This is a genomic window from Corallococcus sp. M7 (assembly GCF_054512695.1).
Window position 1 is genome coordinate 867,745 of sequence record NZ_CM137252.1, and the last position, 13,296, is coordinate 881,040.

Below are 13,296 nucleotides of genomic sequence, written 5' to 3' on the forward strand. Positions count from 1 at the left end.
ATGGCATACGCAGTGAGCAGGTCAAGCTGGCACTCCGCCCATTCGGGAAGGCAGACTTGAACCTGATGCCTTCACATCCTGAGTCCTTTCCATCCATCCATGCCCGTTCGCTCCTTCTCGCGGGCGTGCTGGGACTGGTCGCCACGTTCGCCGCATGCGCGGACCTCGCACCCGAGACGGATTTCGCGCGGCAGGGATTGCCGCTCACGAGCAACGACGAGGTGGTCCTCTACGCCCAGGACTTCACCCGGGTGGGGACCCACTGGTCGCTCGTGGATGACCCGGGCGCTGTCGCGGGCAAGGCGCTGTCGAACGCGGGCGGGGTGTTCAGCGCGGTGAGCGCCACACCGGCCAGCCATGCCCAGGCCACGTTCCAGGCGGACGCGGGGCGGACGTACTACGTGTGGATCCGGGGGCGCGCGGCGAGCCCGGGCAACTTCAACAGCGATGCGTTCTGGGTGCAGTTCGACCAGAGCCTCACGCCCGCGGGCGTGGCCACGGTGCGCATGGGCACCACCGGCGCCGCGGCCTACAACGGCTACGCCGGGCTGACGGGCTTCAACTGGCTGGGCGGGGACGCCACCAACGACAACGAGGACGTGGCGCCGCTCGCGGTGCGCTTCGCCGCGTCAGGCACGCAGACGCTGCGCATCCAGTCCCGGCAGGCGACGGTGTTCATCGACGAGGTGTGGCTGAGCACCACCCGCTCCACGCGGCCCTCGCCCCAGAACGCGGTCCGGCTGAAGGACCCGGTCGCCACGGACCTCCAGTGGAGCCGCTTCGCCTCGCGCACGAGCCCCCAGCCGCTCGCGGGGAGCACCCTGTCCGGGGATGCCTATGTCTTCGCGGCGGAGCGCCCGGCGGTGACGAAGGTGGACTTCTACCTGGACGGCACGCTCCACCAGACGGAGGCCACCGCGCCCTATGACTTCGAGGGCGGAACGGTCACGGCCGCGCGGCCCTTCGACACGGGGGCCGTCGCGACGGGGGCGCACACGGTCCAGGCCCGCTACACGTTCACGGACGGCGGGACGCTGGACACGGAGGCGTCCTTCACCGTGGTGCGGGCTCCGCCGGATGGTGGCACCACGCCGGTGCTCACCACGCAGGGCAACCAGTTCCGGCTGGACGGCGCTCCCTTCGACATGTGGGGCATCCGCGTCGCGAGCGCCTCGCAGACGCAGGTGAACACGGACCACCTCCTCGCGCAGCTGGATGACTACCTGGAGCACGGCGTGAACACGGTGACGGTGTTCTACGCGGGCTCCAGCGGCGGCAACTCCAATCCCTTCACGAACCAGGGGCTGACGGTGGACCCGGCGAACCACGCCCGCATGGTTCAAATCCTGGAGGCCACGGCCGCGCGGAACATGGTCGTCGTCGTGGGCCTCTTCTACCAGAACGCACCCTTCGGCCTGCAGAGCCAGACGGAGGTGGAGAACGCGGTGCGCACCGTCACCCGGCTGCTGCGCCCCTATCGCCACGTCATCATCAACATCGCCAACGAGCAGAACTCCAGCGGCTGGAGTGGCGAGGCGGCCGTGTATGACTTCCGCGTGCCCGCGAACATCATCCACCTGTGCGAGGTGGTGCATGACGAGGACCCGGAGCGGCTCGTGGGAGGCGGGGGCTACGACCACGACCGGAACGAGGCGATTGGCGTGTCCTCCGAGGTGGACGTGCTGCTGTTCGACACCAGCAGCTTCAGCGAGGACTCGAGGGCCCTGCACGACCGCTTCGTGGCCGCGGGCGTGACGAACAAGCCGCTGGTGAACGTGGAGATCTTCGGCGCCGTGACGGCGACAACGGTGCCCGGCGTCTACTCCTCCAGCCAGAAGAGCCCCCACCTCCTGGAGATCCAACGCACCCTGGACCGCCCGGGGCTGTCCGTCTTCTTCCACAGCAACTCGTGGTGCCAGGGGACGCCCAACCACTACGACCTGTTGGGACAGGGCACTTCGACGGACCCGGGCATCCACTGGTACTTCGACGCGGTGCAGGCCGCCCGAGGCCTCTGAGCGAAGCCGGGGCCGTGCGCGACACCCCCGGGCCGGGGTAGACACACGGGATGTCCGCCCTGCTCGACAGCGGCGTGCGCCAGGGCGCGGAGGTTCGCTGCCCCGGGTGCATCCGCTTCATCCCTGCTGATGCCGCGTGCCCGCACTGCCTCTGTGGTGCCATCCCGCCGGAGCGCTATGGCTCCGCGCGGGCGCTGGTGAAGTCCGGCGTGGACCGCTTCGCCCTGGCGGCCCGCACCGCCGCGCTGGAGCCCGCCCAGGTGGCGGTGCTGGAGGCGCGCTACGCACGGCAGTGGGGCGCGGTGCAGCGCCTCGCGGAGGATGCCCGTCGCATCGAGCCCCTCCTCATCCAGCGCGGCTTCACGCGGGAGCTGGAGGACTCGTGGGCGGTGATACTGCCCATCGAGGATTCGGCCCTGGAGGAGATGCTCGCGCCCTTCAGCCCCATGCCGGACTCGGTGGAGTGGCTGGCGGACAAGTCCCCGGATCCGACCCTGCGCCTGCTGGGCGCGCTCGCCTGTGTGCACCAGGGAAGCGGGTCGCGGGACGCCCGCTTCACCGTGAGCAACCAGGTGCTGCACGGCGAGGGCCGCGTGGCGGTGGAGGCCATGCTCGCGATGACGCGCTGGCGCAACGGTCTCAACCCGCGGCTCAGCTCCGAGGAGCGCGAGCGCATCCGGACGCTCGCCCTGGGCGTGCTCCATGCGCCGGAGCTGTCCGCGCGCGCCGCGGTCGCCTGGACGCGGGCGTCGCATGAGCCGACACCCGCGAACGTCACCGAGGCGCTGCACCGGGGCCTGTATGGCTCCGACCCGGAGGTCCGCTTCGAGTGCGCGCTGTGCCTTCGCGACGAGATGGAGGTCTCCCAGGCGATGGACTCCTCCGACGCGGACGTCGCCGCCTTCGCTCGGCGCGCCTTGAGCCAGTGGGGTTCGCGCCGGCTGCTCGCGCGCCTCCAGCGGGACGGCGACGCGGCCTTCGCCAAGGAGGTCCTCCACGAGCTTCCCACCCCTCCGCCCGAGGGCGCCCTGGAGGCGCTGCTCACCGTGTCGCTGCGCACGGTCGGGTCGCTCGCGGACGAGTTGCTCTCCTTCGCGAAGCGGCGCCCCTTCCGCGAGTGGGGGCAGGAGGACCAGCGGCGTTGGGCCCGCTGGGCGCGCTCGGTGCTGAGCGACCTGCCCGCGGAGACCGCGCTCGACTTCTTCAGCTGGGCCGCCACGCCTCCCCGCGACGACCCCGAGCCTCCCGAGGAGGAGGAGTCCGAGTCGATGTGGGCCTTCCTGGAGGAGACCGTGCATGCCATCGACCGGGGCGCGACGAAGGACCGCACCGCGTGCTTCGGTGAATCCGAGTTCGCGCGCTTCCTCCACCATTCGGGCGTGGACGAACAGCGGCGGCTGAACGACTGGGCCCGCGACACGTACAGCGGCGAGGCCCTGCTGGAAGCGTTGATCATGTATCCCTCCAGGACCCGGCACCTGGGCCTCGCTCCGGAGAGCCGGAGCACGGAGAAGCACCCCGACCCCGGTCACGCCGGGCGTCTGCTGATGGCCGTCTGGGAGGGGCCGGGCCAGTACCTGCTGGTGACGCCGCTGTCCCGCGTGGTGCGCTCGTGGCGCTCCCTCAATGGAAGCGAGCTGTTCGTCGAAGCCGTGTGGCGGCGCTTCCAGTCCCATCCCGCCGAGCGCGAGGCCCTGCTCACCGCCTTCGCGGCCTGGCGCGACCGCCTGTGGGAGTTCCAGTGCGAGGTGGAGCCGGACGCGCTCGTGCGCTTCCAGGGCTGGTGGCGCGTGGATCCAGAAGGGCTCTACCGCCAGACGGAGCAGCTGCTGGACCGCGTCCCGGAGGGTTCTCTGCCCAGGCGGCTGCGCGCCCTCTGGGACGCGGCGGAGGAGCTGGTGGGCACGCGCCCGCGCACGGCGTCCCTCTCCGTGTCGAAGGGCGCCATGGCGCTGCGCAACGGGCTGGAGTCCCGCGACGCCAGCACCCGCGACGTCCTGGACGCGGAGCTGGAGCACTTCGAGTCGTGGCTCCCCGCCTTCGAAGAGCGCGTGCGCGCCACGCCGTCCCCGCAGGAGGAGTCCAACATCCACCGCGACTTCCTGGACGACACGCACAACGCGCTGCGGATGATGCGCGAGCGCCGCGAGCGCAGGCGTGAGGACGCGGAGCGCGAGCGGCAGCGCGAAATCGACCGTCAGGTGGCCGAGTCCCGCCGCCGCGACCAGGAGCGCCAACGGGAGGCTCAGCGCCGCGAGGCCGAGGCGCTCCAGGCCCGGCAGGCCGTGGAGCGCGAACAGCAGGAGACGCTCGCCCGCGTGAAGGCGCAGCGCCTGCTGGTGACGCTCCAGCCCCGCGTGCCGCTGAAGGACGTAGACCGCGAGGTGCTCTTCCCGGAGTCCGCCTTCCCCACGCTCGTGGACTACGCGCGGATGATCAAGGCGATGCAGCAGGGCGGGGACGTGATGAAGCTCTTCGAGACCCTGGGGCTCACCCCCGCCACCTGGGCCGCGCAGGCCACCGCCTGGGGGCAGGCGATGGTGGGGCGCATGGACCTGGGCATGCGCTTCGGGGAGCTGCTGACGGCGCCCTGGGAGTGACGTCCCCGGGCGCCGGGAGTGGGGGCCTGCCGCGCTACTGCGCGGTGGCGCCGCCGTCGAGGACCATCTCCGCGCCGGTCATCAGCTTGGACTCGTCCGACGCCAGGTAGACGACGGCGTTGGCCACGTCGTCCGGCTCACCGAAGCGGCCCGCGGGGATGCCCTTGAGCATGCGCGCGCGCGTCTTCTCCGCCTGGCCACCGGCCTGGGCCAGCGCCTCCACCATGGCGGTCTCCACGTAGCCGGGGTGGATGGAATTGCAGCGGATGCCATAGCCCTTGTACGCGCAGTGCAGCGCGATGGACTTGGACAGCATGCGCACGGCGGCCTTGCTGGAGCAGTACGCGGGGAACTGCGGCACGCCCACGAGCCCCGCGATGGAGGAGATGTTGATGATGGAGCCCTTGGACCCGCACTCCTTCATCACGCGGATGCCGTGCTTGCAGCCCAGGAACACGCCGTCCAGGTTGACCGAGTGCACGAACCTCCACTCGTCCAGGGACATCTCCTCCACGTCCTTCACGATGCCCATGCCGGCGTTGTTCACGAGCACGTCCAGCCGTCCGAACTTCTCCACCGTGCGCGCCAGCGCGCTCACCCACTGGTCCTCGCGGGTGACGTCCAGCGGGAGGAACAGGCCGGCGTCACCCAGCTCCTCCGCCACCGCGCGGGCCTCGCCCTCGCGCCGGTCGGTGACCACCACCTTCGCGCCCTCGCGCGCGAGCATCCGGGCGGACGCGGCGCCCAGTCCCCCCGCGCCACCGGTCACCAGGGCCACCTTGCCTTCGACTCGCTTCATGGTCGTCGTTCCTTCATGTGAGCGGCGGGTGCTTCACGCCGCGGGGTTGGGGGTGAGGAGAATCTTTCCGTTGCGGCCCGGCTCCAGCGCGCGCTTCACCGCGTCCTGGATGCGCTCCAGCGGATAGGTGCCGTCCACGGGCGCCTGGAGCGTGCCCACGGCCATCAGCTCCGCCAGCCGCGCGAGCGTGGCGTTCTGCTCCTCGCGCGGGGCATCGCGCAGCCAGCGCGTCAGCCAGAAGCCGCGCAGGGTGACGTCCTTGAAGATGGTGGCCGCCGCGGACAGCCTGGGGCCCTTGCCGCTCATGGCGCCGTAGTTCACCACCGTGCCGCCGGTGGCAAGACAGTCGCCCACGCGGCGCGCGGACTCACCGCCCACCGCGTCGATGCCCAGCCGCACCTTCGCGCCGCCGGTGGCCGCGCGCACCTGCTGGGGCAGCTCATCCGTGTCCAGCAGCACCACGTCCGCGCCCTGGGCCTTGAGCGGGTCGGCCAGCTCCTGGCGGCGCACGACGTTGACGGTCTTCAGGCCCATCACCTGCGCCAGGGTGATGAGGTAGCGGCCCACCGCGGAGTTGGCGGCGTTCTGCACCACCCACTCACCGGGCTGGAGCGTCACGAACTGACGCAGCATCAGATACGCGGTGGGCGGGTTGATGAGCAGCATGCTCGCCTGGAGCAGGTCCAGGCCCGGCGGCACGGGCAACAGCTGCGCGGCGGGCGCGGTGAGGTGGGTGCGCCAGGTGCCCGCGCCCAGCGGGAGGAACACGAGGTCGCCCACGGCCACGGCGTCGGAGCCGGACACCTCCACCACGCGGCCCACGCCCTCGTTGCCGGGCGTGGCGGGCAGCTTGGGCAGCACGCCGTATTCGCCAGAGAGGGTGAGCAGGTCGGACGGGTTGATGGGCGTGGCGAGCACGGCCAGCCGCGCCTCGCCGGGCTTCAGCGGCGCGGGGGATTCCTCCACCACCTGGACGACGTCGGGGGGCGGCCCGAAGGCCGAGAAGCGCACTGCTTTCATGGCATTGCTCCCGCGCTGTGAAGGCGGCGCCACCCTAATCGCCTTCCGCCCTGCTGCCGAGCGTGCGCTGTGATCCCACGCGCGGTGTGCATCCGCTGGTGGATGGATCCGCTCCGCCTGCATTCCCGCCCCGAAGCCCCGGCGCTCTGTCCACCCCCGGACGCGAGCGGAAGGAGGCTACCGGCCGTCGACGATCGGGCCTCGCCATGACGGTGGGGGCTGCACAGGTTCTGAAATGGACCCCTCGGTGGGGCGGGTGGGGACGGGCGAGGAGGGCGAGTGTGAGCAACGTGCACCACGAAGGGGCCCTGGCCGGGCCGGGGGCCGCCGCAGGGGAGGGGCTTTGTGCCTCACCGTGCGTCTGGAGACGCAGGCTGCTGACGGTCCTCAAGCCGGTGTTCGCGATGGGCGGCCTGGGGATGTTGGGGGCCCTGGTGCACAAGGCAGGCGCGGGCGAGCTGAAGACCACGCTCCTGGAAGCGCTGCCGCTGCTCCCCTGGGTGGTGCTCATCGAACTGGGACGGCAGACGTGCGACGCCACGGCGACGCGGCTGTCCTATGGCGCGCGCGCGGGCCAGGTGCCCCTGTCGGTGTTGGTGCGAGCGCAGCTGATTGGCACCGCGGTGTCGAGCATGGCGCCCGCGGGCCGGGCGGCGGCGGAGGCCACGAAGGCCACGCTGCTGACGCCCTACACGGGAGGCGCGTCCGCGACGGCGGCGGCGGCCACGTCGCAGTCGGCGTCGCTGGGAGCCGGAGGGCTCATCTCCTTTCCGTGCGCGCTGGCGGCCTATCTGATGACGGGCTGGAGCGCGTTCACGGTGGCGATGCTCGTGCACGGCGTCGTGTTGCTGCTCGCGTCGCTGGGCGTGCGCGCGGGGCTGCGGGCGAAGCGGCTGGGCGCGTGGATGCGCAAGCGGTGCGGCAAGTGGGGCGAGCACGCGGAGGCGTTCCAGGCCTCGGTCCGCGCCGGAGGGCTGTGTCCGTGGCGGCCGATGATGGCCTTCCTGGGCAGCCGGGTGTTGCAGGTGATGCAGTACGCGGTGCTGGCGCACGCGGTGGGCATCGACGCGTCGGTGGTGCAGGCGCTGTTCACGCAGGGGCTCTACCTGGTGGCGCTGGCGATGGGCTCGCTGGTGCCGGGGCAGGTGGGCGTGACGGACGGGATGTTCTCACTGGCGGCGGGAGCGATGGGGACGACGGCCGCGAAGGCGATGTCCATCGCGCTGCTCGCGCACACGGTGCAGGCGGTGTTCGTGCTGGTGGGAGCGCTCACGCCGCTGGTGTGGCGAGCGAAGGCGAAGGTGACGGCCGCCGCGCCGGTGGTGCCGCCCGTGCTGCCCGCGCCGGTGTACCGCTAGGTCCTTTTCGTCTGCGCATGGCGCTCGGACGCCTCGCGAACGAGCCAGTCGCGAAACGCCACCAGCTTCGGGAGCGTGGCGCACTCGGGCCGGTAGACGACGTAGTAGGCGAGCACAGAGGGGAACTCGACCTCCGGGAACAGGCGCACCAGCCGTCCGGCCGCGAGATCGTCGTGCGCCATGATGCTGCGGGCCAGCGCGACGCCCTGCCCATCGATGGCCGCCTGCAACACCGTGGCGGAGTTGTTGATGCGCAGGCCTCGCTTCGTCTCGACGTCCTTCGCGCCCGCCTTCTCGAGCCAGGCATCCCACGTGGCGAATCCCAGGCGCGCATCCACGGACCGGTCATGGATGAGCCGGAGCCCGCGCAGCTCCGAAGGCCGACGCGGACGGCGGTTCTGCCGGAGGAGCGCCGGTGAGCAGACGGGATAGACCTCCTCGTCGAGGAGCTTCTCGGCGGCCAGCCCGGGCCAGCGCCCGGCTCCGTAGCGCACGCCGATATCCACTCCACGCGCGGCGAAGTCGAGCAGCTCGGTGGTCGCATCGAGCCGCACGTCCAGCTCCGGCCATGCGGCCTGGAACCGCTCGAGGCGTGGCAGGAGCCACTTGGCCGCGAAGGCGGGGCTGACCGTCACGGTGAGCACCCCGGCCGACGCGCCCTCCTTCAGCCGCGCGACGCCGACGCTCAGCCGTTCGAACCCCGCCCGGATGTCCGGCAGCGCCCGCTGGGCCGCTTCGGTGAGGACGAGCCGCTTCCGTCCGCTCGTGCTCCGGTGGAACAGCGGCGTGCCGAGCGCCTCCTCGAGGCTTCGCACGAGCTGCCCGACCGCCGCCGGAGTCACATGAAGCTCAGCGGCCGCGGCGGAGAAGCTCTCGTGTCTGGCGCTCGCCTCGAAGGCGCGCAAGGCATTGAGGTGTTCGGGTGCGCTCATGGGCGGTCAAGATTTCCTTTGTCAGAAGCCAAGAACATCTCGTTTGTGACGCCAGCGGCGCGGGAGCATGAATCCTCTCGTCGACGAGATAGCTCATCTTTCACGAGGACACCCATGGTCTACCTGCAAATCACGCTTCGGATTTCTCCTGACAACCGGCCCGCCGCCGCGCCGGACGTCCGCATCTATCAGACCGCCTGAGGTGCTCCGATGACTGCGCGATTCAACCAGCAGAAGCTCATCGTCGTGGGGGGGACCAGCGGCATGGGAAAGGCCGTGGCCCGGCTCGTCCTCGAGGAGGGCGGGCGAGCCGTTGTCATCGGGCATCGGGACGACAAGCTCCAGGCCGCCCTCACGGAGTTGTCCGCGTTCGGTCCCGTGGACGGCCTCCGCGCGGACATCACCTCGGGCGCCGAGCGACAGGCGCTGGTGGCCCGACTCCAGAGGGACCACGCTGACGCGACGCTGCTGGTCAACGCAGCGGGCGTCTTCCTGCCGAAGGCCTTCCTGGAGCACGAGGAACGCGATTACGACCTGTACCTCGACCTCAACAAGGCGGTCTTCTTCATCACGCAGGCCGTCGCGAAATCCATGGTCGCGCTGGGCAAGGGCGGCGCGATCGTCAACATCGGCTCGATGTGGGCCAGGCAGGCCGTCCAGGCGACTCCCTCCTCGGCCTATTCGATGGCCAAGGCAGGACTGCACTCGCTGACGCAGCACCTGGCGATGGAGTTGGCCAGCCATGCCATCCGCGTCAACGCGGTTTCGCCCGCGGTCGTCGAGACCCCCATCTACGAAGGCTTCATCCCGAAGGAGCAGGTGCACGGTACGCTCCAGGGGTTCAACGGATTCCATCCGCTGGGCCGAGTGGGTCGTGCGGAGGAGGTCGCGCGGACCATCGCCCATCTGTTGTCGAACGAGGCGTCCTGGGTCACCGGAGCCATCTGGGATGTCGATGGCGGCGTCATGGCGGGACGCAACAAGTCCAACTGAAGGAAGAAGAGGTTCGAAGGATGCTGAAGATGACGGGGACGCGCTGATGGGTGGCCTGGCGAACCACGCATCCTTTCTTCGAGCCTTGCATGAGGCCCCACGGGTGCTCACCGAGGGTTCAGTGGTCGAGCGCCTGCGCCGCCACCCCGCGGGGCTGCTGGACCCGCACGTGGCCAACGCGGGCCTCCTCTTCCATCCAGAGGGACGCGAGGCGCTCGCCGGCATCTACCGGGACTATCGTGACATCGGCCTGCGCCACGGCCTGCCCACGCTCCTGCTCACGCCCACCTGGCGCGCGAACGAGGAACGGCTCAAGCGAGCAGGTCTCGCCGGCCGCGACGTCTTCGGCGAGGCCGTGGGGCTGCTCGCGGGCCTGCGCGATGAGGTTGGCGGCCGTGGGGAGGGCGTCTTCATCGGAGGGCTCGTCGGGTGTCGCGGAGATGCCTACCGGCCCGAGGAAGCCCTCCCACGCGAGGAGGCCGCGGCCTTCCACACACCCCACGTGGAGGCGCTAGCACGCGCCGGAGTGGACTTCCTCGTGGCCCAGGCGCTGCCGGCCCTCACGGAGGCCGAGGGCCTCGCCCAGGCGATGGCGCGCACGGGAGCACCGTTCCTGCTGAGCTTCATCCTCCGTCCCACCGGGACACTGCTAGACGGAACCCCGCTGGCCGAAGCCGTGGAGCGCATCGACGCCCGGCCCGGCGCACGTCCGGCCGCGTACATGGTGAATTGCGTCCATCCCACGGTCTTCCGAGACGGCCTGTCGCGCCAACTGGCCGCCTCGCCCTCTCTAGGGGCACGAGTGGTGGGCCTGCAGGCCAATACCTCCCGTCTCTCGCCCGAGGAACTCGAAGGGCGAGCAGAGCTCGACAGCGAGACCCCGGATGCATTCGCGCGAGAGATGATCCGCGTCCATACGGAGCTAGGCACGCGCCTGCTAGGAGGGTGTTGTGGCACCGACGAGCGGCACATCGCCGCGCTCGCCAGAGCCCTGACGGAAAGAGCGCCAGGCGAGCGGCACGAGTGACGACAAGCTCGCCGTGATGCAAGCGAGGGTCCACCGCATCCATCAGACAAGTCCCAGGCCCTCGGGTCTGGATGCTGTCTCCATGAGAAGGTGAGAACTCCCGCAGGGCCGCCCGGCGGCGGCGACCTCCAAAAACCTGTCGGACAGTCGGACAGGTTCTTGGTGAATCGCAGCCGGGGCCCTTCCTCCAGCCAAGCAGCGAAAAGCTGTCGGACAGTCGGACAGGTTTTGGAGGACCGCAGTAGGGGGCTCAGCTCCATCCAGGGAGCGAAAAGCTGTCGGACAGTCGGACAGGTTTTGGAGGACCGGGGCCGGGAGCCTCTGGTTCAACCAGGTGTCGGACCGGCGGTGTACATCCCGGATGGTAGGGGCTCAGGCCGGTCGGACCTGGACCGGTGTTCCGCTGAAGGCGGCGTTGCCGCTGACGACGTCCAGCGCTTGATCATCCGTGAGGTCGTTGATGCTGGCGCCCGCGTGCGCGCTGGCGACCTGCTGGCGGATGCCGGGGCGCTGGTGACCGTAGCCGTGCGGCAGGCTGACGACGCCGGGCATCACATCGGCGGTGACCGCGACGGGCACGGTGACCTCTCCCACGCGTGAGCGGATGGTGGCGTTGGCGCCATCCGCGAGCCCGATGCGTGAGGCGTCGTCCGGATGGACCATGAGCGTGCAGCGGGGCCGGCCCTTCACGAGCCCCGGCACGTTGTGCATCCACGAGTTGTTGTCGCGCAGGTGCCGACGGCCGATGAGCAGCAACTCGCCATCGCGAGGTGCCGCGTCGTCCGGGAACGCGGCGCGCAGACGGGCCACGTCCGCGACCAGCAACTCCGGCGCCAGTTGGATGCGCTTGGTGCGGTTGCGGAGCCGGCCGGGCAGGCTGGGCTTCATCGGTCCCAGGTCGATTCCATGCGGCGCGGCGCGAAGCTTCGCGAGCGACAGGCCGTGCTTCTTGAGCGGATGGAAGCGCGAGCCGTAGGGCCCCATGCGAAGGCCCAGGTCGAGGATGCGCTCCGGTCCCATCCGCTTGAGGGCCTGGTACTGGAGCAGCGCGCGAACGCTCCGTCCCTTGCGCAGGGTCTCCAGCCGGTGCTGGAGCTCCAAGAGGATCTCCCAGTCCTGGCGTGACTCCGGACCGGCGGGGAACACCGGCGGCGAATACTTCGCCGTGTTGCGCACGGCGAGCACGTGGAAGACGAGGTCGTAGTGTCCTCGCTCCAGCAGGGACGCGGGCGGCAGGATGTAGTGCGCGTGGCGGGTGGTCTCGTTGAGATACGGATCCACGCTCACCATGAAGTCGAGCTGCCCCAGCGCGGTGTCCAGTTGCGTGCCGTTGGGCGTGGACAGCACGGGGTTGCCGGCCAGGGTGATGAGCGCGCGAATGCGGCCCTCGCCCGGGGTGAGGATCTCCTCCGCGAGCGCGGCGACAGGAAGCTCTCCGGAGGACTCCGGCAGGCCTCGGACCCGGCTCTTCCAGCGCCCATGGCTGCCAGGGCCGACGCCGAACGCGCGAGGCCCGCCAATGAGGTCGAAGGCAGGAAGGGTGAAGAGGGCGCCACCTTCACGATCCAGGTTGCCGGTGACGATGTTGAGGACATTGATGAGCCATTGGCAGAGTGAGCCGAACGGCTGCGTGGACACACCGACGCGCCCGTAGCAGACGGCCCCATCCGCGGCGAGGAAATCCCGGGCGATGCCGCGAAGCACGTCCGGTGCGATGCCCGTGTGAGGCGCCGTGCGCTCCGGAGGGAAGTCGCGGACGAGCGGCAGCACGGTGTCCAATCCATCCACGAACGCCGCGAGCCGACCCATGCGGTGGGCGTTCCCCTCCAGCACGACGTGTAGCAGGGAGAAGAGGGCGAGCGCATCGGTGCCGGGCCGGACGAAGACGTGCTGGTCGGCGATGACCGCCGTCTCCGTGCGACGGGGATCGATGACGACGACCTTGCCGCCTCGCTCCTGGATGGCACGCAGCCGGGCGCGCACGTCCGGCGTCGTCATCAGGCTGCCATTGGACGCGAGCGGATTCGCGCCCAGCATGAGCATGTAGCGCGTGCGGTCGATGTCCGGGATGGGCACCAGCAACTGGTGGCCGAACATGAGGTGGGCCGCGAGCTGATGGGGCAACTGGTCCACGGACGTCGCGGAGAACCGGTTGCGCGTGCGCAGCGCGCGAAGGAGCTGGGGGCCGAACATCATCGCGCCCAGGTTGTGCACGTTGGGGTTGCCCAGGTACGCGCCCACACTGTTCGGCCCGTGCTCCTTCTGGAGGGCATGGAGCCGCTGCGTGATGTCGCGGAACGCGTCCTCCCACGACACACGCTCCCACCCGGAAGCGGTGCGCTTCATGGGATGGCGGAGCCGGTCCGGGTCCTCGTGCAGGTCACGGAGCGCCACGGCCTTGGGACAGATGTGGCCCCGGCTGAACGGGTCCTCCGCGTCTCCCTTGATGGACGTGATGCGCCCGTCCGCCACTTCGATGCGCACGCCACACATGGCTTCACAGAGATTGCAGGTGCGGAAGTGGACGGAAGCGCTCATGAAAGGAGAGC

The 13,296-nt window shown here is 70.3% G+C and carries 9 protein-coding genes; 5 read left to right on the forward strand and 4 right to left on the reverse strand.

All coding sequences use genetic code 11. From position 1 onward, the window contains the following. The first annotated feature begins 65 nt into the window (after nt 1–65). Together ACX114_RS03695 and ACX114_RS03700 are read left to right on the forward strand one after the other, a co-directional pair. Nucleotides 66–2,018, forward strand: coding sequence for a hypothetical protein (locus tag ACX114_RS03695; RefSeq protein WP_459294761.1), 1,953 nt, complete (start codon nt 66–68; stop codon nt 2,016–2,018). A 50-nt stretch (nt 2,019–2,068) separates the two neighbouring features. Further along, on the forward strand, nt 2,069–4,618 hold the full coding sequence (locus ACX114_RS03700; RefSeq protein ID WP_459294763.1) for a hypothetical protein: 2,550 nt from the start codon (nt 2,069–2,071) through the stop codon (nt 4,616–4,618). Nucleotides 4,619–4,652: 34 nt separating this feature from the next. On the opposite strand, the gene ACX114_RS03705 is transcribed toward ACX114_RS03700, so the two are convergent. Beyond that, nucleotides 4,653–5,417 (reverse strand): glucose 1-dehydrogenase, encoded by a 765-nt coding sequence (locus ACX114_RS03705; protein ID WP_120619438.1) that lies wholly within the window; start codon nt 5,415–5,417, stop codon nt 4,653–4,655. Nucleotides 5,418–5,450: 33 nt separating this feature from the next. Then, the gene (locus tag ACX114_RS03710) at nt 5,451–6,437 is read right to left on the reverse strand and encodes a zinc-dependent alcohol dehydrogenase family protein (protein ID WP_459294765.1); all 987 of its coding nucleotides are present in this window, start codon (nt 6,435–6,437) and stop codon (nt 5,451–5,453) included. 281 nt (nt 6,438–6,718) lie between these two features. Here ACX114_RS03710 and ACX114_RS03715 point away from each other — a divergent pair, with 281 nt between their 5' ends. After that, entirely contained in the window at nt 6,719–7,795 is a 1,077-nt protein-coding gene (locus tag ACX114_RS03715; RefSeq protein WP_459294767.1) for a lysylphosphatidylglycerol synthase domain-containing protein, read from the forward strand. Here ACX114_RS03715 and gcvA read toward each other — a convergent pair. Then, nucleotides 7,792–8,727, reverse strand: a complete 936-nt coding sequence (gene gcvA, locus ACX114_RS03720) for a transcriptional regulator GcvA (protein WP_459294769.1) — start codon at nt 8,725–8,727, stop codon at nt 7,792–7,794. The two genes, ACX114_RS03715 and gcvA, sit on opposite strands and share 4 nt — an antisense overlap. A gap of 210 nt (nt 8,728–8,937) precedes the next feature. On the opposite strand from gcvA, the gene ACX114_RS03725 reads away from it, so the two are divergent. Further along, nucleotides 8,938–9,720, forward strand: a complete 783-nt coding sequence (locus ACX114_RS03725; RefSeq protein ID WP_459294771.1) for an SDR family NAD(P)-dependent oxidoreductase — start codon at nt 8,938–8,940, stop codon at nt 9,718–9,720. 103 nt (nt 9,721–9,823) lie between these two features. Then, on the forward strand, nt 9,824–10,747 hold the full coding sequence (locus tag ACX114_RS03730; RefSeq protein ID WP_459294773.1) for a homocysteine S-methyltransferase family protein: 924 nt from the start codon (nt 9,824–9,826) through the stop codon (nt 10,745–10,747). A gap of 372 nt (nt 10,748–11,119) precedes the next feature. On the opposite strand, the gene ACX114_RS03735 is transcribed toward ACX114_RS03730, so the two are convergent. Beyond that, nucleotides 11,120–13,285: a molybdopterin oxidoreductase family protein gene (locus ACX114_RS03735; protein ID WP_459294775.1), complete on the reverse strand. Its 2,166-nt coding sequence runs from the start codon at nt 13,283–13,285 to the stop codon at nt 11,120–11,122. Between the last annotated feature and the right edge of the window lie 11 nt (nt 13,286–13,296).